Origin of the sequence: Lujinxingia sediminis (assembly GCF_004005565.1) — a bacterium.
Lineage (GTDB): Bacteria > Myxococcota_A > Bradymonadia > Bradymonadales > Bradymonadaceae > Lujinxingia > Lujinxingia sediminis.
This window is the reverse complement of the sequence record NZ_SADD01000009.1, coordinates 181,526-201,656: the sequence shown is the minus strand read 5'-3', so window position 1 is coordinate 201,656 and position 20,131 is coordinate 181,526. Positions and strand designations below refer to the sequence as shown.

Here is a 20,131-nt window from a genome sequence, read left to right as displayed (position 1 = left end):
ATCGAGAACCAGATCGAGAACCAGATCGAGAACCAGATCGAGAACCAGATCGAGAACCAGATCGAGAACCAGATCGAGAACCAGATCGAGAACCAGATCGAGAACCAGATCGAGAACCAGATCGAGAACCAGATCGAGAACCAGATCGAGAACCAGAACCAGATCGAACTCGACCTCAAACTGCACGCACTCCATCACGCCCTCGAACTCCCCCTCTACTCCCCGAACGCCTCTCGTCCTTGCTCCCCCGCCCCATCCCCCTCACATACCCTGACCACCAACCCCTCCCGCTCCAGGGTCGTCAAAAGCGGCATGCACTCCCACGCCGGCAACTCCACCGCCTCGGCCAGCCCCACCAGATCGAGGCTTCCGTCGGCATAGGCCAAAAGGTTGCGCATCGCTTTGACCCGGAGGTCTCGCCGACACCCATCCCGCGTGCTCAACGTCGGGTGCAACCCGCGCCTGCCAAGCTGCGGCTCGCACATCACCGTAGTTCGCCAGCGCGCGTTATGCTCCAGCACCTCCAGCGCGCGCCTGTGCGCCTGGTAGGCTCCCTCCAGCCCCTTCGCGGAGATCATCGAAAGGTCGTCGAGAGACGTGTGGTACTCCGGGTAGGTATGGAACTTCGAGCGCATCATCAACGCCACGGGAAGATCGATACCCACCGCGCCGTACTGACGCTCATCGCTTCCCCGATCCAGAAAACTGTAGGCGTCATAATGACCGGTATGATGCTTGAGCACATGCCGCGCGACCCGGTCGGCCAGCGTATCTCCCCGACGGCTGGGAAGATACGAATAGGTGCGCTCATCGCCCACACACGTCACCACAAAGCCCGCGATCGTTCGCCTTCGCATCTCTTCGGCATGCCGACTCAAATACACAATTGAGCCTATCGTCTCGGGCAAAAACACGATCCGATAGCTCAACTGCCGTCGCTCCGAGAGCAGCCACCTGGCCAGCGCCGCCGTCACGACGGGCCCCGAGATCTCATTATTCGCCATGGAGGGATGGCACACATAGGTCGAGAGCAGCACCTCTCGCCGCGACTCCCCCTCAATCAAGAGCTCCCCGTAGGTCAGACTCCCCGGCTGCAATGTGCTGTCGATCACCACATGAAAGGGCCCCTCCCCCAGCGCCTCGCGCTGACGATGGGTGAGGCAGAACCCCCAGCGCCGCTCATAAAACGAGGTCACATAAGGGATCGCATCGGGCTGGGATTCGAGCGAATAAAGATGCCTCTCCAACTCCTCGCGGCTCACCCACCGATCCACCGGCTCCGAATACCCCACCACGTGCAGGTTATGGTCGGCAAAATCCACCAGCACACGCCCCTGAGCATCGGCAATAGTCCCCCCGCGAATGTTCCACTCCGGTGGCACTTCCCAGTCAAACGCCCGCGTCCCGCTGGGAACCTCCACCAGCCTCATCCCCGGCAGCATCTTTTGAAGATATCTCAGCGTTTGACGCGTCCCCTCTCCGGTCAAACTCCGGCAGAGTGGGAAGAGCTCCCTGGCCCATTGATACATCTCGTATCCCGCCGACTCGACAACGCGCTCCGGTGGTTCTGACACGTGCCCCCCCATTCGCTCGAACACTCAAACAGATAACCGCATTAAAACTAAGCCGCCTCCCCCGCACAGCAACCCTCCCCCTCGCACTGCCATTGGACTTTTCGCAACAGCTGTGACAACTTACCGCCCCTTTTCGATTCAAATCGCAAACGTCCTCGCCGCGCAGCACCCACACCGGACGCGCGGGCTTCACTTGAATGTGTACGCGGGACCTCTCCCCGCCGGAGTCACCCATGAACCCTAACGCCTCACGATCCACGTCACGCCTCGGCCGCACCCTGCTCGCACTTGGCCTCATCTTCACCCTGGCCGCCTGCGGCACCGACACTGTCCCCGCCAGCAGCACCCCCGACACCGACATCGAAACCGACACCGACATCGAAACCGACGCCGGCGACACGGGTACCGACACTGAAGCCCCTGACGCCGAAGATCCCGACGCCGAAGACCCCGACGCCGAAGACCCCGACGCCGAAGACCCCGACGCCGAAGACCCCGACGCCGAAGACCCCGACGCCGAAGACCCCGACGCCGAAGACCCCGACGCCGAAGACCCTCTCTGCGGCGACGACCTCGTCAATACCGACGAAGAAGAGTGTGACGGCGAAGATTTTGCTGAAGAAACCTGCGAATCCCTGGGCTTCGACGGCGGCACGCTCGCATGCTCGGATACCTGCGGGTTCGACACCTCCGCTTGCACCATCGACCCCGTCTGCGGCGATAACGCCATCAACCAGGGCTCCGAGTCCTGCGACGGCTCTGACCTCGGCGGCCAGACCTGCATCACGCAGGGCTTCGACGGCGGCACGCTCGCATGCTCCGATACCTGCGGGTTCGATACCTCCGCATGCACCACAAACCCCACCTGCGGCGATAACGCCATCAACCAGGGCTCCGAGTCCTGCGACGGCGCTGACCTCGGCGGCCAGACCTGCACCACACTGGGCTTCGACGGCGGCACGCTTGCATGCTCCGATACCTGCGGGTTCGATACCTCCGCTTGCACCAGCACGCCCTTTGCCTGCGCCGACTTCGAAGGCCCCGAGCCCAACAACACCTTCCAGGCGGCCACCTCCGTCGACATGAACAACCTGCCCGTCCAGGACGCCATCTGCGGCAGCGATGACATCGACATCTACACCTTCACCGCCACCCTGGAATGCGAGGGCGACGCCGTCTTCACCTTCGGCGAAGGCGACGAGGTTCATGACGTTTACCTCTACAACGTTTATGGCGAACTTCTGGACTTCGACGAGTCTGACGCCACCACCAAAACGCTGAGCACTGCCACCTCGCTCAACGGCGACCCGCGCACCACCGGCTTCTACCTGGCCGTCTTCGCCCGCGAAGGCAGCGAGAACAGCTACGAAATCGACTTCCAGAACGTCACCTGCGAGCCCGTGGCGGCCTGCCCTGTCGAAGACCGTTACGAAGGCAACAACACCCTGATGAGCTCCACCCCCATTGATTTCCGCACCATCCTCGACGCAACCATCTGCACCGATGATGTCGACCACTACGCCATCCACCTGCCCCTGGGCTGCCAGGTCACCGCACAGATGCAGCCTGAGAGCGGCCAGGACTTCGACCTTCTCTTAAGTACCGCCACCCGCCTGCTCGACATCGGCCAGAACGGCGCCGGGCAGGCCGACACCGTTCAGGGAGGCAGCAACACCAGCACGTACTTCCTGAGCGTGGAGCCCTATGGCAGCGCCACAGGCGCCTACACCCTGCGCACCGACGTCGTCGACGTCACCTGCGCCTCCGCCCCCTCCTGCCCCACCGACGACATCTTCGGCCCCAACGCCACCCTGGAGGACGCCTACGCACTTGAAGGCCCCTCCGCCGTGCTCGACGGCGCCATCTGCACCACCGATGAAGACTTCTACAAGATCTTCGTCCCCGCAGGCTGCAAGCTCGACAGCTCCCTGGAGTTCACCCACGCCGAGGGTGACCTCGATCTTGATATCTACGACACCGAGGGTATCACCCTCGACTCCGGCTTGAGCTCCACCGACAACGAAGCCGCCTCCACCGGCGTGGTTTCTGAAGGCGGCGTCTACGCGATCGGTGTGCGCGGCTACAACGGTGCGACCAACATCTACCGTCTGCGCAACACCATCACCTGCGCCGATCCCACCGATCGCCTCAGCTGCCCGGCCGACGACATCTTCGCGCCCAACCCCGACACCACCTCCGCATTCACAATCTTCCCCAACGACGCACTCGACGCGGTGATCTGCCGCGCCAATGGTGAGAACGCCGATGTCTACCGCGTAGATATCTCCTCCAGCGGCCCCCTCAGCGCCTCCATCACCTTCATCGATGAGCTCGGCGATCTCGATCTGCTCCTCTTCGATAGCGCACTGAACCAGATGGGCAGCTCGCTCAACGTCGGCGTCGATGAAGAGTCTATCAGCGCCAGCCTCACCCCGGGCACCTACTACCTGGAGGTACGCGGCTACGGAAACAACGCCTACCACCTGGAGACGAGCTTCCCGTAAAAGCGCACCCGCGCACCGCCCTCCCCCGGGCGGTGCACATCGTCCACACACCGCCAAAAGCCGGCGCCCTCCCCGGGGCGCCGGCTTTTTTTATCCCGCCAACTCACCTCACTCCGCCGCCGCGCCCTCCTCGCGCATCGGCGCCACCCCGTCGGGTTTCTCATCGCCCAGACACCCGCAGAACCTGCCCTCCTCATTGAGCCAGTCGCCGTAGACGTAGCCATTATGGCCGCGCTCCCGGCAGCAATCCGAACACGCCTCACTATCCTCAAGCATGTCGCACGCCGGATAGTAGGTCTTCTCCACCTCGGCCAACTCGCCAAACATCCCCACCCCCAGAAACGCCGCTCCCCCGCAACAGAGCGCGCTCAGCAACGCGGTCACACCCAGCACAACCAACACGATCTTCAAGGTCTTCTTATTATCTTCCCGCTGATCAATCTCCATCTTCTCTCCTCGCAATGATGAGCCATACCCCGCTCATCGCCCACCATGGCCACACATTGGACATGAACGAAAAACTATGAAAAGGTGCCCGCCTTTCTCGCCATCAATCACGCTCAAAAGCCACCTAAGTGGCCGAAACCATGAGCGAATTGGCGTTCCACCTGGAACCTCCGTACGCCCGCCGCTGGAGTAGTGTATGCGTCCCAACTTCCCTCCTAACCCCTCGCCGCGCAAGCCGCTCGACTTCTCGATGCTTGCCATCATCTTCGCGCTCGCGCTGAGCGCCTGCGGTACCGATGACGACATCCGCCCCAACCTCGACATCGACACCGACATCATCGATGAGACCGATACCGGCAACGACACCGACGTCGATCCCGATGAAGACACAGGCGAAGATACCGACCCCGACGAAGACACCGATCCCGACGAAGACACCGACATCGACCCCGGCCCTGCCTGCGGCGATAACCTGATCGAAGGTGACGAGAGCTGCGACGGCACCAACCTCGACGGCGAAACATGCATCACGCAGGGCTTCGACGGCGGCGAATTGGGCTGCGATGCCACCTGCGGATTCGACACCTCCGAGTGTTTCAACGAAGTCCCCCAAACATGCGGCGACGACGAACTTAATCAAGAAACCGAAGCCTGCGACGGCATCGACCTCGGCGAAGAAACCTGCCTCACCCGGGGCTTCGACGGCGGCGATTTAGGCTGCACCGACAGCTGTGGCTTTGACACCTCAGGTTGCTTCTTCGACCCGGTCTGCGGCGACGATCTGCTCAATACCGACGAAGAAGCCTGCGACGGCGCTGACCTCGGCGAAGAGACCTGCGAGTCCCTTGGCTTCGACGGCGGAACGCTCGCATGCAACACCTCCTGCGGACTGGACATCTCTGCATGTGTCATGAACCCCGTCTGCGGCGACAACACCATCAACCAGGCCTCCGAAACCTGCGACGGCGCTAACCTCAACGGCCAGACCTGCATCACGCAGGGCTTCGACGGCGGAACTCTCGCATGCTCCGATTCCTGCGGATTCGACACCTCTGCATGTGTCATGAACCCCGTCTGCGGCGACGCTGAAGTCAACCAGGCCTCGGAAGAGTGCGACGGCGCTGACCTCAACGGCCAGACCTGCATCACGCAGGGCTTCGACGGTGGAACGCTCGCATGCAACACCTCCTGCGGCCTGGACACCTCGGCATGTGCCATGAACCCCGTCTGCGGCGACGCTGACGTCAACCAGGTCTCGGAAGAGTGCGACGGCATCGACCTCAACGGCGAAACATGCATCACGCAGGGCTTCGACGGCGGAACGCTCGCATGCAACACCTCCTGCGGCCTGGACACCTCGGCATGTGTCATGAACCCCATCTGCGGCGATAACGCCGTGAACCAGACCTCCGAGTCCTGCGACGGCTCAGACCTCGGTGGTGAATCCTGCACCTCCCTTGGCTTCGGTTCGGGCACACTGAGCTGCGCGAACACCTGCGACTTCGACACCACCGCATGCGGACCTCTCTGCGCCGACGTCGACAACGGCGAGCCCAACGATACCCTCGCTCAGGCAACCCTACTGGCCTCCGGCGTGAGCTACGACGCGGCCATCTGCTCGGGCGACATCGACACCTTCATCATCGATGCGGCCGTGGGTTGCTCGATCAGCGCCGACCTCATCATCACCGGTGAGAGCTTCTCTTCGCTCCAGGACATCGACCTGGAACTGAGTACCCGGAACAGGCGCCTGGACAAGAGCGCCTCCGGCAGCAACGTCGCCGAAAACGTCGAGGGCTCGGCCACCACCAGCCGCTACTACCTCAGCATTGAGCCTTACAGCGGCTCCAGCACCGCCTACACCCTCACGGCCAACGCCGTCAGCTGCCCGGCCGCCCCGAGCTGCCCCGATGACGACATCTTCCAGCCCAATGACGACTACCTCGCAAGCTACGCGCTCGAAGGCCCCCTGGCGTATCTCGACGCTGCGCTCTGCGAAGCCGAATCCGAAGACTGGTACGAGCTCTACGTGCAGGAAGGATGCACCCTCAACGTCGACCTCACCTACGCGGTCGCCGATGGCGATCTCGACATCTTCCTCTACGCACCTGACACCCTGCCCCAGAGGTTGGTGACTGACGTAGCACGAGGTTACACCTCGGACGACAACGAGACGCTCACCTACACCGCACTCCAATCCGGCGCTTACCTCATTCAGGTCGATGGTTTCTATGCGGCAACCAACACCTACGGCTTACGCACCGAGGTGATCTGCCCGGCCAACCTGGAGCTGAGCTGCCCGGCCGACGACATCTTCGCGCCCAACCACAGCGCCGAGACCGCCGTCTCCATTACCGCCAATGACGCCGTCAACGCCATCCTCTGCGGAGAGCGCGCTGTGTTCGTCGTGGACGAACACTCCGATTTTTACGACGTCGTCGTCCCCGAAACCGGTGACCTCACCGTCACGCTTGTCTCGCACTACCCCCTGGGCGATCTCAACGTCGCGCTTCTTGACGCCGCGGGTACCCGCTTGCGCACGACGTCAACGCAACAAGCTGACCGTGAGAGCTTCACCGAAGTTACCATCGCCCCGGGCACCTACACCCTGGAGGTCTACGGCAACTCCCCCGACGATTTTGGCGCATACAACCTGAGCACCAGCTTCACCGCAACGCCCTGACGTACGGCCAAACCCGCAACGTCTGAGCCTGCAGATGTAAAAAAAGGCCGCGCACCCGCGCGGCCTTTTTTCGTTTCTTGAGGCCATCCCCCACCATCCTCGCCAAACAACCCGACCCAAAAAAACGATACATCACAGACACTTAGAAACAAAAAACCATCAACCTCCCCGCAGCAGCCGGGCGATCTTAGCGATGACCCCGCCCCTGGCCCCCCCTTCAATCTCCTCCTCACTCGCCGCATCGCACTCGCCATCGAAGAGCGCGGCCTCGTCTTCGTCCACAAACATGGAGTCCTCCAGAAACCCGTCGGAGGTATCACTCAAAAGCGCGTAGGCCCGCTGCGCGTCTTCGCGACGCACACGCACCTTGACGCCCCCCACCGCGCTGCTGATACCGCCGTAGGCCGCCACAATCCCCTCATCCTCCAGCGCGCAGGGGATCTGGGCGTCGGCCAGGCGCGTGCGAGCGATATGGGCATCGACCTGGGAGGCATAGGAAATGATGACGATCGTATCATCGCGCATGATGTCGTGTCCTTGTCTGGCATAGACGAGCGGTACCGGTCTGGCGGGTGCATGCCACCGGGAGGGCAAAGCCCCCGGAGGGAGCCGCGCATTCCCGGGGCTCACCCGCACGCCCCCCCGACTCGCCGGCTCCCCCCCTTGCCCCCGCTGCGCTCCATGGCACGTCTAGAAACGTTCGATGCCGACGACATCGCGCGCGCCGGGGTGTTCGGCGGTGGTCCAGATACGGTCGTGAGCGCGCTCGTAATAAAGATCTTCAGCCCCGTAGACCCAGTTCACCGAGGTGTTCCGGCCGCCGGGCCGCCCCTTGTAGAGCCTGCCGTTGCTGCCGTCCTGACTCGATGAGGATACATAGAAATCGCCCCCGACCCGCGTCCCTCCCTGGGCCCGGGTCTGGCCGATCACAAGTCCCCGAGACGCAACCGTGCTTCCCTGGCGGGTCTCCAGCAGACCGGTGGCCGCATCAAGCGGCCAGACCACCATTTTGGCCTGCGCATGATCCGAAAAGTACTCGCCAGTGACGAGCGCCGGCGGCTCGCTCTGACGATCGAGGCCTACGAAGGAAAAGCGCACCGGACACGACTCGGAGGTCAGCCGGTAGCGCGCGATGCGCGGCACAGCGAAGAGGTAGCCGTGAGCATCACTGCGACCGCCGCGGATGCCGATCGCCGACGTATCGTCGGTGTGGCTGGGCCGAAACATCCGCCCCAGATCGTAGACGCGGATCCCCTTCATCGTATCAACCACATACAGGTAGCTCCCCCACCACACGATGCCGCCGGCGTGCAGGGCGTTGCCGCTATCGTACGACGCGCTTGTATAATTGACCTCTCCTCCTGCCTCCACCGGATCGACGAGCAAGAGATGGCGGTAGCGCACATCGCTCAAGTCGCTGATATCGGCCACGCTGAGGCGCGCGCCCTTGGTCGGCCGCGCCTCGGTCTTGTGGTACCAGCTCGTCATGATCACGCGCCGCCCCTCCACAAGCCCCGAAGCCTCGGCGTCGCTCGATCCGCTGATCCCCTGTGGATACCAGTAGCTCACATCATCATCGCCGGCATTCCAGCGAAATCCCACCGCGCCAAGTCCACTCAAGCGCGTCGCAAAAGAGCTGCGCAAACCGGCGCGTCCCTGACGATTGAGCGCCCCGAGCACATCGACCATGGTCCGCGTCTGCCCCCCGGCCTCACCGGTCACCCGGGCCAGAAGGCGGTCGGCGAGTGCCTCGCCATCTTCCATGGGCTCCTCCAACGCGAGCTCAAACGCGCATCCATCAAGCCCTCGCATCTGCCCGAGCGTGGTGCTCACATCCACCGCCTCGCAATTCGGCTCGCCCTCACAGGCCCAGACCGGCTCCTCACTCACGTCAGGCGCATCAGCAGCATCGGGCCCATCGGCCGTGTCAGGCATCTCCCCGCCATCAGCATCAGCCTCATCGCCATCAAAGCCCCCGTCAGAATCCCCTGCGTCTTCAACACCTCGCGCATCACCACCATCCCCCGCATCAAGCGCCGAGCTATCTTCGAGTCCCCCGACATCGCGCACATCCACACCATGTCCCGAGAGGTTGCCGGAGTTGCATCCCACCACCCCCGCAAACGCGCAGAGCACCAGCGCCGCATAGAACGTTCGACCGTCTCGACACATAGCCATCCCCTTTTTCAATATGCGTAATCGCCACCAAAACGACTCAACCTCTCTGACGCTACGTCAGCCTCCCCTGACGAGCAATCCCCCCGGGATCATCGCGCTCACGCCCATCTCTCGGTCAGACATTTTCGGCGTATTTCCGCGACCTTGTCCTTCTCTCGGTCGGTCAATATCGGCGTATGCTCACGTCCTCGTCCATCTCTCGGTCGGACAATCTCGGGCGTATGCTCACGTCCTTGCCCTTCTCTCGGTCGGGCAATCTCGTGCCCTTCTCTCGGTCGGATAATCTCGGCGTATGCTCACGTCCTTGCCCTTCTCTCGGTCGGATAATCTCGGCGTATGCTCACGTCCTTGCCCTTCTCTCGGTCCGTCAAAACTCCCGGGATTCCCGCCGAATCCCCCTCCCTCAAACAAAAAACTCCCCGAAGGGAGCTTTCTCAGCCGAGTCATACGCGTCCCCCCGAACGCGCGTCGATCGTCCATCACCGATACGCTCAGACCGGCCACTCCTGATGCTCCCAGGCCTGCTGCCAGAACATCCACTCGTAGCGCACGCTGGTCACAAAGGCCTGGACCGCCCGCTCCCGCGCCGGCTCATCGGCGGCATCGGCAAAGCGCTGCAAACGCCCCAGAATCTCATTCATGTACTCATTAAAGCCGGGATCCGAGTACATCCGCAGCCAGCTGGCGTAGGGATGATCGTCCTCAATGGTCCCCAGACGTTCCAGAAGATGCTGTCCCAGCGCGATGTAGAGCCAGGGGCAGGGCGTCAGCGCCCCAACCGCCTCCACCAACGTGCCCCGGGTCGCCATCGAGATCATATGGTCCTGGTAGGCGCGGTTATTGGGCGTAAGCTCAATCGCCGCAATGTCATCGGGACCATACCCCAGCTTCTCCCCGTAGCCCGCGTGCAGCTCCCCCTCGACGACAAGCGCCATACGCGCGGCATCCACAAACCACAACTTATCCACAGGTGCCACACAACGCGTTGAGATCAGGCTCGCGGCATCGGCAAAGGCCTCCAGATAACGGGCATCCTGCATCTGATAAAACTTGAACTTTTCAGCGTCCAGCGTCCCTTCGGCCAACGCCAACACAAAGGGATGCTCAAACGACGCTCCCCACTGGCCGCGCGCGGCCTCCAGGCAACGCTTCGCAAAGGGCGGGACATCAAAGGCGGGTGTGCTCATCGCAGCTCCTCCAACAAAAAGGTGAGTGAAGAGCCAGGCACGCGGCGCCCCGCCATCGTGTCGATGGACAGCATTGTTTTCATGTACAGCCTCCCTACGCCGGTACGAACCGGATCAGGTCATGAGGGTATGTCTCAGCCTCCTCCACAACGGAAAAGGCACCCCTGGCTCACTAATGCGCACACCATAATGCCTTGCACGACAAACGCAAGCTCCCCCCGACCGAGAGACCGACCACCATCAGAACCTGTGCGCCTGACGGCCTGCGTTCACCGTTCTGCCCCCCTGCCTCACTACGAGGTTTCTCCCGGCTGCCATACCTCCCCGACCAATTCTGCCCCGACCGAGAGATCGACCAACTCACGCATTCAGGCGCCGATCTTCCGATTCTCGCACATCCAAACGCCCCTCTTGAACACACCTTTGCACCCAACGTGCTCGACCGATTCTGTCCCGACCGAGAGACCGACCAACCCACTTTAGCCCGCGTCACCTAACCGGGTCGTCATCCTGCAAACGCACGTTCCCCCCTCAACTCACCATGGCATTGCCAGATAGCCCCGCATCACAGCATCACCACGCCCCATCCTTACTGACACTTTTTTGATCCCGACCGAGAGACCGACCAACTCCAGATTCTATGCGCCTGATCGCAACATCATCGCGTCGCCTGGCTCCCGTACCACATCCCCGTTCTCCTCCTCCCACGCAAAGTCTCTCCACAGCGCTCGATAACATCTTCAGGCAGCTCACATCACTCTCTCCTGGAGACTCCAAAATGACACGCCCACGACGTCAAGTTGAAGGTCAGGTCGTTGCGATCACTCGCCGCTGTTTCGATCGAAACTACTTCATGCGCCCCGGCGGCACGATGAACGCCATCGCGGAGTACGTCTTCGGCCGCTCCACGCAGAAGAACAACGTGGAAATTCACGCGGCGATGGTCATGTCCAACCACGTTCACATCATCCTGACCGACCTCAAAGGTCGCCGCAGCCACTTCATGCGCGATGCGATGAGCGGCATTGCCCGGGCACGAAACAAAGATCTGGAGCGCAGCGACCACTTCTGGGACGGGCGCCAGTACTGCGACACCATCCTCCTTGATCGCGATGCCGAGGAGCGCAAACTTCTCTACACCTGGCTCAACCCGGTGGTCGCCGATCTGGTGGAACGCGCCGACCAATGGCCCGGCTTCAAGATCATGCCCCGGGACTGGGGCACACCGATACGAGTCCCCAAACCCGGCGTCTTCTTCGGCCGCCGCTCACCCGAATACGTCGAGTTCACACCTCAGCCCCCGCCCGGCTACGGCCACATGAGCCTGGAGGAGGTCAAAGCGCACTTTGAAGGCCTTCTTAAACAAGCCGAAGACGCACTCATCGCCGCCCGAGAGAACGAAAAGCGACGCGTAAAATGCCTTAATGACCTTCTCGAAATCGACCCTTTTAGCCGCCCGTCCACACCTTCACCGACCGGAAAACTCAGCCCCCGCTTCGCCTCCAAAAACCTCAACACGCTCGTCGCTGCAATCGCCCGAGAGCGCGCCTTCCGCAGCGAGTACGCCCGCCAGCGAGAACGCTGGCTCAAAGGCCAGAAACGCGTCGTGTTCCCCTGTGGCACCGTCTGGTTGCGGCACAACGCCCCCATCACCTGCCAGGACCACGACCCGACCGAGAACGGCCTGGCCTGCACAATGTAACCAGGCTGCTCCCACAACTTAAGGGGATGACGCCCGCGGGAAAAACCGCTCAATTCTCAACAAAGACGCGGCGATGCCAACCTCTGTCCGCCCCACCGCTCCGCGAGGACAGCGAACCGACACCATCGCGCGGTTTGAGCTCGATCGGCCCCTGAAAAAGACCTTGTGTCGCTCCCGCCCCTCACCCGTCGGCCGATCCTCGCCCCTCATGCCGCGCATTTAACGCAATCCGGCGGTCAACGCTCCTACTCCAGTCAAACGAGCCCCACTCGCATGCTCCCTCACGCCCAGAATTTCGGCCCCACGCCCTTCTCTCGGTCGGTCTAATGTCGGTCCCTCGGTCGGCTGAAAAGCGCCGAAAACAGGGGCGATGCGCCCCTTCTCCACTACTCCTCACCACCAACGTGTCTATCCTCCCCCCCACAACCGCTGATTCCTCCACGGGGGCCCGTACGTATGGAAGATCTCCTCGCTGCACGCAGCCAGATGGCGATGTCGCTGGCCTTTCATATCATCTTCGCCGTAGTCGGCATGGCCATGCCTCTGCTCATGATCATCGCCGAGGGGCGCTGGCTGCGCACCGGCGACCCTGTCTTCCGCGAGCTCGCCCGGCGATGGGCCCGCGGCACCGCCATCATCTTCGCCGTAGGCGCCGTAAGCGGTACCGTCCTCTCCTTTGAACTCGGCCTGCTCTGGCCCACGTTTATGGAACACGCCGGCCCGCTCGTCGGCATGCCCTTCTCGCTGGAGGGCTTTGCCTTCTTTCTGGAGGCCATCTTCCTGGGCATCTACCTCTACGGCTGGGAGCGCATCAGCCCCCGCGCTCACTGGCTCGCCGGCCTCATGGTACTCCTATGCGGCACCGCCTCCGGCATCTTCGTGGTCACGGCCAACGCCTGGATGAACGCTCCCACCGGCTTCGACTATATCAACGGCCAGTTTGTGAACATTCGCCCCTGGGAGGCGATGTTCAACCCGATGTGGTTCACCCAGTGCGCCCACATGGTCATTGCCGCATTTCAGTCCGTTGCCTTTGCCGTCGCGGGCATTCACGCCGCGATGTTGCTGCGCGAGCACCGAAACTCATTCCACCGCCACGCCATCGCCATCGCGCTCCCCATCGCCGCCATCACCGCCCTGGTCCAACCCCTGATGGGCGACCTCCTCGCCAAAGCCACCGCCGAGAACCAACCTGTCAAACTCGCCGCGATGGAGGGCCAATTTGAAACGGAGACCCGCGCCCCCCTGCGCATCTTCGGACTCCCCGATGAAGATACCGGCCAGACCCCCTGGGCCATTGAGATCCCCGGTGCGCTGAGCTTTCTGGCCTACGGAGACTTCGACGCCGAGGTCCGCGGCCTCAACGACTTCCCCCGCGACGAATGGCCACCTGTGGCCATCGTGCACATCGCCTTCCAGATCATGGTCGCGCTCGGCATGTGGATGCTCGCCATCAGCCTGCTCGGCGTCGTCCTGAGCTGGCGAAAACGCCGCCTCTTCACCGCCCGCTGGTACCTCTGGCTCCTCGTTCTCACCGCCCCCATGGGCATCATCGCCATTGAGGCCGGCTGGGTCGTCACCGAGGTCGGTCGCCAACCCTGGGTCATCCAGGGCTACTTGCGCACCGCCGACGCCATCACCCCCATGACCAACCTCGTCGTCCCCTTCACCGTCTTCTCCATCCTCTACATCATCCTCTCCATCATCGTCGTCTACCTGCTCTGGCGCCACGTCTTCCAGAGCCCCGACCTCAACACCCTCCAGGCCCTCAGAGACGCTGCGCCACCTGCCGCCGACACGCCCCTCCCCGACTCCGACTAAGGTGCCACCATGCTTGAACTCCCCATGATCGTGGCTGCCATCATCGTGCTCGCGCTCATCGTCTACCTCCTCACCGGCGGGGCCGACTTCGGCGGCGGCATCTGGTACCTCTTCGCCACCGGCGAACGTAAAGACGACCAGCGCAGCGCACTCACCGACGCCATCGCCCCCATCTGGGAGGCCAACCACGTCTGGCTCATCCTCGTCGTGGTGCTTCTTTTCGTCTGCTTTCCTCCGGCCTTCTCCGCCATCATGACCGCCCTGCACATCCCCCTGACCTTGATGCTCCTGGGCATCGTCCTGCGCGGCTCCGCCTTCGCCTTTCAATCCTACTCGGCCGGTGCCGACCGCCTGGAGCGACGCTCCGCCCGCGTCTTCGCCATCGCCAGCATCATCACCCCCTTTCTCCTGGGCATCTGCGCCGGTGCTATCGCCTCCGGCGACATTCGACGCCTCGACTCGGGCATCATCGACACCGACTTCATCTCCGAGTGGCTGCAACCCTTTCCCTTCGCCATCGGCGCGCTCACCCTCGCACTCTGCGCCTTCCTGGCCGCCGTTTACATGACCGTCGAAGCGGACACCGACGCCCTCAAAGACGACTTCCGCCGCCGCGCCCTCTGGAGCGCCCTTGCCACCGGTGCCTGCGCCCTGGCCGCTATCCTGCTCGCCATGCGCGATGCTCCGCTCATCTGGGCCGGTCTCACCACCGCACGCTGGTCCATCCCCTTTCAGCTCGTCACAGGCCTGGCCGCCCTGCTCACCATCGCCGCCCTCTGGATACGCCGCTTTCACCTGGCCCGCGCGGCTGCCGCCCTCCAGGTCGCTCTCATCCTCCTGGGCTGGGCCCTGGCCCAGTTCCCCTACCTGGTTTACCCCGACATCCGCATCACCGACGCCGCCGCCGAAACCGCCGTCCTACGCCCCGTCCTCATCGCGCTTGCCCTGGGCAGCCTCCTGCTGCTCCCCGCCTTCGTCTACCTCTACAAAATCTTCAAACCTGGCCGCGCCGCACGCCCCGAAACATCTCCCGACGAGGTGACGTAAGCGCCTTCTCATCCACATCATGACGGCCTCTTGTCCCTCTCCAGGTCGGTCCATGACCGCCGCACAGTTGCTAGCCTGGGCCCTTCTCTCGGTCCGACCACATCCCCATAAATACTGACCTTTGCCCTTCTCTCGGTCCGACCATATCCGCATAAATACTGACCTTCGCCCTTCTCTCGGTCCGACCATCTTCGCAGAGTTGCTGCTTCTTCCCCTTCTCTCGGGCAGCTCCCTGACTCCCCTTCCGATTCCTTCCGACCGCTCCCCCGGCCCGAACCGATCGAGTTCCCCGGGCACCGGCCACAGGTATCGGCCCGCTCCACATCCACCTGGCTCGCGCTGACTCGCCACTCACGCAGCCCCCTTGGCCCCACCCTCATGGATACTACGTTTACGTAGGCGGAGCCGCCTTCCATCACCGGCCCCGCACTCCGAAGAACTCGCCGAGCAGCGAAGCAGCGAACGCCGAAATTTCATCCCGGGGGGGAGTCTCATGACGATGCCGAAGTACGCTCAATCGATGCTCGCGCTGCTCGCCGCGCTCCATCTATGTGCGGGCTGTTCACCTGCTCTCGACGCCCCCGACTCCGATGATACTCGGCGCTCCGAGTCCCTTCACCAGACCCCCGTTCGCATCGATGATTCCCCCGACGCCACCAGCTGTCGCGACGCCGGCGCTACACTGGGCGTCTCGCGCTCCGAGAGGTGGGTAGCCTGCCGGCTGGACCTGAGTCGGCTGAGTTCCGGCCCACATACCTTCACGCAAGCCTCAGACTTTCTGGCCAACGGTGAGGTCTGCGCCGAGCTTCTGAACATCTCGCTGCAACTCTACCAGAGCACCGAAGGCCCGGCCCTCATCTGGGAGTCGCTCAACACACGCACCATCGACGGCCTCTTCATCCGGGGCTCCGGCGCCGGCAACCTCTACACCTACCGCCCGTCCGTGCAGACTGACGAAGGCGTGCACGCCCCCCGGCAAGGCGCATCCTGGGCCGACGTCGAAGACGTCTCATTTTGCGTCGAACGTGCTCTGACCACGCAGTTCTCGCTCCTCCCGGGGTCAGTCGGGCCCTACGACTGGCATCTCGAAAAGAGCGCCACCCCACAGCGCCTGGAACTCGGTCCCGAGGCATCCGGCAACGTCACCTACGAGGTCACGGTAAGCGCCACCGACATCGGCCCTCGCGAGATCTTCGTCGAGGGCATTGCCTACCTCACAAACACCACCGACGCCGACGCCCACATCCAGAGTGCATCAGTGGAGATCGACGGCCGAACCGTCGCTCTCGACTGCGGAGTGAACTTCCCCACGGTGCTAAAGAGCCAGTCCGGCCTTGAGTGCACCTACAGACTCAGCGGATTTGATGAGTCCGTAAACGAAAGCACCATCGAGGCGTTGCTCAACGTCGACGTCAGCGACGAGAGCCCCACCCGGGGCGCCCGCGCCACACAATCCATCCTTCTCAGCCTGCCTCCCCTCGACGCCCTTGAGCGCGTCATCGTTCGAGATGGCGATGACATCCGAGCGCCCTGCCCCTTCGACCAGCAGCCCTGCGTCTTTAACTACACCCGCACCTTTGAATGCCCCTTTGACGAAGGCATCGACGAGCGCGAAGCCCACATCACAGCCCCCCTGCAAACGGCCAGCGCCCCGGTGGAAGTCGACTGTGCAGAGACCCACCAGGAGGGCCAGCTCCTCGTTCAAACCTTTGCCGAGGGCAGCTTTCACGGGCCATATCTCTGGCACATTGAAAAGAACGCCGCCCCCGAGGCCATAGCGCTTGGCACCTATGAATCCGGCGAGGTGGACTACACGCTCAACGTCTACGCGGAGGAGACTGGCGAGTCCTACTACGTTGTGGAGGGCTCCCTTCGCATACTCAACCTCACCGACGTTGACGCCGACGTGGCGCATGTTTCGGTGAAGGTTGGCGAGCGCGAGGCGCTCGTCGACTGCAACGCGGCGTTTCCGATCGCGATCACCGCCGCAGCCAACCTCATCTGCACCTTCACAGCGGTAGACATCGACCCGAGCATCACCGTGGCCGTAGCGCGCGTGGAGGCTACTCCCACAAGCGCGGTCGGCGGCGTCGTGGGCCAGAGCGACATCTCCTACGATGATCGCCCACCCTCCCCGCTGGAAAGCGTGCAGGTGCGCGCCCTTGTCGACGGCGTCGAGATCTTCGACGAAGCCTGCCACTGGCAAGACCGCTGCCTCTTTGAGTACAGCCGCACCTTCTCCTGCCCGCTCGATGAGGGCGTGCACCTCGACTCCGCCTACCTCCCTGCGACCGGCCAGCGCGCCGAAGCACGCGTCGACGTCACCTGCACAGACGCCACCGTGGAGGGCGAACTCCGCATTCAGAGCGCCCCCCTCACCGGCTACACACGCTCCTACACCTGGGCGATCGATGGTTCCGCAAGTCACGAGCGCGTCCCGCTCGCGCCCGGCCATAGCGCCGAGGTCACCTATCACGTGGAGGTCACCGGCCAGGACGTCGTCGACCATGACCACATCGCCCACGGGCCGGTCTTTATTACCAACCCCCACGCCTCCGACGCCTTGATCGAGACCGTCACAACCCGCGCCGGGGACACCCCCGGCAACGTCGACTGCGGCGTCTCATTCCCCTACGTACTCCAGGCCGGCCAGGGCCTGGAGTGCACCCAGATGATCTCAGGACTGAGCGGCGATGAGCCCCGCAGCGAGCTTATCGTACGGGTCAGCGCCACAAGCACTATCCTCGGCGGAGTCTCCCGCTGGAACCTTGACTGGGGACTACCGACAACCCACCTCTTCCGCGACGTCACCGTCCGAGCCGAGGTCGAAGGCGTTCAAAAGCTCGAACAAACCTGCTCCTGGGACTCCGGCTGCACCTTTGAGTACAGCACGACCTTCAGCTATCCCGATGACGCCGGCCAGCAACGGAGCACCGTCGAGGTCCTCGAACTCGAGCTGCAAAAAGACCTGCTCGTCGACGTCGTATGCCAGGAGACCAGCAAGCATCCTTGATACTCCCTGGTCGGCCTCACACCCGCATAATCATTCAACCTCGTCCGTCTCTCGGTCGGCCAGAGACCGTAGAGAAACTGTCGGCAATGACCGCACGATCATTGAACCTCGTCCGTCTCTCGGTCGGCCTCACACCCGCATAATCATTCAACCTCGTCCGTCTCTCGGTCCGCCAGAGACTTTCGGCAATGACCGCATAATCACTCAACCTTGCCCTTCTCTCGGTCCGCCTCATACCCGCACAAACACTCAACCTCGTCCTTCTCTCGGTCCGCCTCATACCCGCATAAACACTCAACCTTGCCCTTCTCTCGGTCGGCTTCATACCCGCACAAACACTCAACCTTGCCCTTCTCTCGGTCGGCCCGTCGCGCATCCCCCGCACCTGCGCTACACTCGTCCTCACACCCCGCAACCACGCCCGGCTCCCCGACCAGCACCATGCCCACACACCTCGACGTCCTCATCATCGGCGCCGGCCTCTCCGGCATCTGCGCCGGGTACTACCTCCAGCAAAAATGCCCCCGGAAGTCCTTCGCCATTCTGGAAGGCCGCGACTCCCTGGGCGGCACCTGGGACCTCTTCAACTACCCGGGCATCCGCTCCGACTCCGACATGCACACCCTGGGTTTCTCCTTTCGCCCCTGGCCCAACCCTCAGGCCATCGCCGATGGTCCCTCGATTCTACGCTACCTCCACGACACCGCCCGAGAGACCGGCCTCGACCACAACATCCGCACCAACCACCACGTCGAACACGCAAGCTGGTCCTCCGAAGACGCCTTCTGGACCGTCACCTCCCGACACCCGATATCCGGCGAAGCGCAGCTCTACACCTGCAACGTCCTCTGGTTCTGCACCGGCTATTATTGCTACGACCACGGCTACACACCCGACTTCCCCGGCATTGAGCGATTCCGCGGCGAACGGGTTCACCCCCAACTCTGGACCGACGACATCGACTACAAGGGCAAACGCGTCGTCGTCATCGGCAGCGGTGCCACCGCCGTCACACTCGTCCCCTCCATGGCCAAACTCGCCGCACACGTCACCATGCTGCAGCGCTCCCCGAGCTACGTGCTCTCACTCCCCGCAGAAGACCGCCTCTCTCAATGGATGACGCGACGTCTCGGCGACACCCTCGGCGCCGAGCTGACCCGCTGGAAAAACGTCCTCCGCCTGATGCTCTTTTATCAATTCTCCCGCCGCATGCCCGCCGCCGCCCGCCGATACATCACCCGACAGGTGCGCGCGGCCATCGGCGACATCGTCGACGTTGATGCCCACTTCAACCCCACCTACGCCCCCTGGGACCAACGCATCTGCTTTGTCCCCGACAACGACCTCTTCGACGCACTCCGCCACGGAAACGCCTCGGTCGTCACCGACCACATCGACACCTTTACCGAGACGGGCATCGCCCTGCGCTCCGGCAAACATCTCGACGCCGACCTCGTCGTCACCGCGACCGGGCTGGAAGTTGTCGTCGCCGGCGGCACCACCCTCGAAGTCAACGGCACCACCATCAAACCCGGCCAGGAGACGATGTACAAAGGCGCCATGCTCAGCAACGTCCCCAACGCTGTGATGTCCGTCGGCTACACCAACGCCTCCTGGACCCTCAAATGCGAGCTCATCAGCCAGTGGACCTGCCGCCTCCTCCACCACATGGACCAGCACCACCACCGCATCGTCACCCCGCGCCTCCCCGAAGACACCACCGCCGACCGCCCCCTCATCGACTTCAACTCCGGCTACATCCAACGCGCCCTCGACGAACTCCCCAACCAGGGCGAGCACCGGCCCTGGCGCCTCTACCAGAATTATATTCTGGACAGCATTCTCTTTCGACTCGCCCCCATTGCAGATGACGCGCTGAACTTCGAGTAGTTCGACATCTCCGCGCACTGCACCGTTGCATTACCCTCGGAGCGAGCCGCATTTGAACCGCATTCCGCGCGCCTGCCCCCCGTGC

General features: G+C 63.0%; 13 protein-coding genes and 1 riboswitch. Of the genes, 7 read left to right on the top strand and 6 right to left on the bottom strand.

Features of this window, described 5'->3' with window-relative positions:
• On the bottom strand, positions 1 to 195 hold a 195-nt coding region (locus EA187_RS15090), incomplete at its 3' end, for a hypothetical protein (RefSeq protein ID WP_127780793.1).
• A 20-nt stretch (positions 196 to 215) separates the two neighbouring features.
• Positions 216 to 1,529: a DUF4910 domain-containing protein gene (locus EA187_RS15085; RefSeq protein WP_127780792.1), complete on the bottom strand. Its 1,314-nt coding sequence runs from the start codon at positions 1,527 to 1,529 to the stop codon at positions 216 to 218.
• Positions 1,530 to 1,807: 278 nt separating this feature from the next.
• Here EA187_RS15085 and EA187_RS20450 point away from each other — a divergent pair, with 278 nt between their 5' ends.
• Positions 1,808 to 4,078, top strand: a complete 2,271-nt coding sequence (locus EA187_RS20450; RefSeq protein WP_164856304.1) for an ICP22 family protein — start codon at positions 1,808 to 1,810, stop codon at positions 4,076 to 4,078.
• Between the two features lie 108 nt (positions 4,079 to 4,186).
• Here the strand turns inward: EA187_RS20450 and EA187_RS15075 are convergent, their stop codons facing one another.
• On the bottom strand, positions 4,187 to 4,525 hold the full coding sequence (locus EA187_RS15075) for a hypothetical protein (protein ID WP_115605579.1): 339 nt from the start codon (positions 4,523 to 4,525) through the stop codon (positions 4,187 to 4,189).
• A gap of 196 nt (positions 4,526 to 4,721) precedes the next feature.
• Between EA187_RS15075 and EA187_RS15070 the strand changes: the two genes are divergently transcribed.
• On the top strand, positions 4,722 to 7,208 hold the full coding sequence (locus EA187_RS15070; RefSeq protein ID WP_127780791.1) for a PPC domain-containing protein: 2,487 nt from the start codon (positions 4,722 to 4,724) through the stop codon (positions 7,206 to 7,208).
• 159 nt (positions 7,209 to 7,367) lie between these two features.
• On the opposite strand, the gene EA187_RS15065 is transcribed toward EA187_RS15070, so the two are convergent.
• The 3 genes from EA187_RS15065 to tenA all read right to left on the bottom strand — a co-directional run bounded on the left by EA187_RS15065 (position 7,368) and on the right by tenA (position 10,573).
• Positions 7,368 to 7,733, bottom strand: coding sequence for a putative signal transducing protein (locus EA187_RS15065; protein ID WP_115605585.1), 366 nt, complete (start codon positions 7,731 to 7,733; stop codon positions 7,368 to 7,370).
• A 165-nt stretch (positions 7,734 to 7,898) separates the two neighbouring features.
• Complete coding sequence (locus EA187_RS15060; protein ID WP_127780790.1) at positions 7,899 to 9,386, bottom strand: hypothetical protein; 1,488 nt, start codon at positions 9,384 to 9,386, stop codon at positions 7,899 to 7,901.
• A 491-nt stretch (positions 9,387 to 9,877) separates the two neighbouring features.
• The gene (gene tenA / locus EA187_RS15055) at positions 9,878 to 10,573 is read right to left on the bottom strand and encodes a thiaminase II (RefSeq protein WP_115605589.1); all 696 of its coding nucleotides are present in this window, start codon (positions 10,571 to 10,573) and stop codon (positions 9,878 to 9,880) included.
• A gap of 74 nt (positions 10,574 to 10,647) precedes the next feature.
• Positions 10,648 to 10,749: riboswitch (TPP riboswitch) on the bottom strand.
• A 602-nt stretch (positions 10,750 to 11,351) separates the two neighbouring features.
• On the opposite strand from tenA, the gene EA187_RS15050 reads away from it, so the two are divergent.
• The 5 genes from EA187_RS15050 to EA187_RS15030 all read left to right on the top strand — a co-directional run bounded on the left by EA187_RS15050 (position 11,352) and on the right by EA187_RS15030 (position 20,046).
• Complete coding sequence (locus EA187_RS15050; protein WP_115605590.1) at positions 11,352 to 12,275, top strand: hypothetical protein; 924 nt, start codon at positions 11,352 to 11,354, stop codon at positions 12,273 to 12,275.
• 456 nt (positions 12,276 to 12,731) lie between these two features.
• Positions 12,732 to 14,096: a cytochrome ubiquinol oxidase subunit I gene (locus EA187_RS15045; RefSeq protein ID WP_127780789.1), complete on the top strand. Its 1,365-nt coding sequence runs from the start codon at positions 12,732 to 12,734 to the stop codon at positions 14,094 to 14,096.
• Between the two features lie 9 nt (positions 14,097 to 14,105).
• Positions 14,106 to 15,143 carry a cytochrome d ubiquinol oxidase subunit II gene (locus tag EA187_RS15040; RefSeq protein WP_127780788.1) on the top strand — a complete coding sequence of 346 codons (1,038 nt, stop codon included), beginning with the start codon at positions 14,106 to 14,108 and terminating at the stop codon, positions 15,141 to 15,143.
• A 493-nt stretch (positions 15,144 to 15,636) separates the two neighbouring features.
• Positions 15,637 to 18,156 carry a hypothetical protein gene (locus EA187_RS15035; RefSeq protein WP_127780787.1) on the top strand — a complete coding sequence of 840 codons (2,520 nt, stop codon included), beginning with the start codon at positions 15,637 to 15,639 and terminating at the stop codon, positions 18,154 to 18,156.
• Positions 18,157 to 18,597: 441 nt separating this feature from the next.
• Positions 18,598 to 20,046 carry a flavin-containing monooxygenase gene (locus tag EA187_RS15030; RefSeq protein ID WP_127780786.1) on the top strand — a complete coding sequence of 483 codons (1,449 nt, stop codon included), beginning with the start codon at positions 18,598 to 18,600 and terminating at the stop codon, positions 20,044 to 20,046.
• The last annotated feature ends 85 nt before the right edge of the window (positions 20,047 to 20,131 follow it).

Coding starts and splice junctions, on each gene's coding strand:
- EA187_RS15040 (WP_127780788.1), top strand. CDS start 14,106: ATGCTTGAACTCCCCATGATCGTGGCTGCCATCATCGTGCTCGCGCTC.
- tenA (WP_115605589.1), bottom strand. CDS start 10,573: ATGAGCACACCCGCCTTTGATGTCCCGCCCTTTGCGAAGCGTTGCCTG.
- EA187_RS15050 (WP_115605590.1), top strand. CDS start 11,352: ATGACACGCCCACGACGTCAAGTTGAAGGTCAGGTCGTTGCGATCACT.
- EA187_RS20450 (WP_164856304.1), top strand. CDS start 1,808: ATGAACCCTAACGCCTCACGATCCACGTCACGCCTCGGCCGCACCCTG.
- EA187_RS15085 (WP_127780792.1), bottom strand. CDS start 1,529: ATGTATCAATGGGCCAGGGAGCTCTTCCCACTCTGCCGGAGTTTGACC.
- EA187_RS15070 (WP_127780791.1), top strand. CDS start 4,722: ATGCGTCCCAACTTCCCTCCTAACCCCTCGCCGCGCAAGCCGCTCGAC.
- EA187_RS15030 (WP_127780786.1), top strand. CDS start 18,598: ATGCCCACACACCTCGACGTCCTCATCATCGGCGCCGGCCTCTCCGGC.
- EA187_RS15045 (WP_127780789.1), top strand. CDS start 12,732: ATGGAAGATCTCCTCGCTGCACGCAGCCAGATGGCGATGTCGCTGGCC.
- EA187_RS15035 (WP_127780787.1), top strand. CDS start 15,637: ATGACGATGCCGAAGTACGCTCAATCGATGCTCGCGCTGCTCGCCGCG.
- EA187_RS15065 (WP_115605585.1), bottom strand. CDS start 7,733: ATGCGCGATGATACGATCGTCATCATTTCCTATGCCTCCCAGGTCGAT.
- EA187_RS15075 (WP_115605579.1), bottom strand. CDS start 4,525: ATGGAGATTGATCAGCGGGAAGATAATAAGAAGACCTTGAAGATCGTG.
- EA187_RS15060 (WP_127780790.1), bottom strand. CDS start 9,386: ATGGCTATGTGTCGAGACGGTCGAACGTTCTATGCGGCGCTGGTGCTC.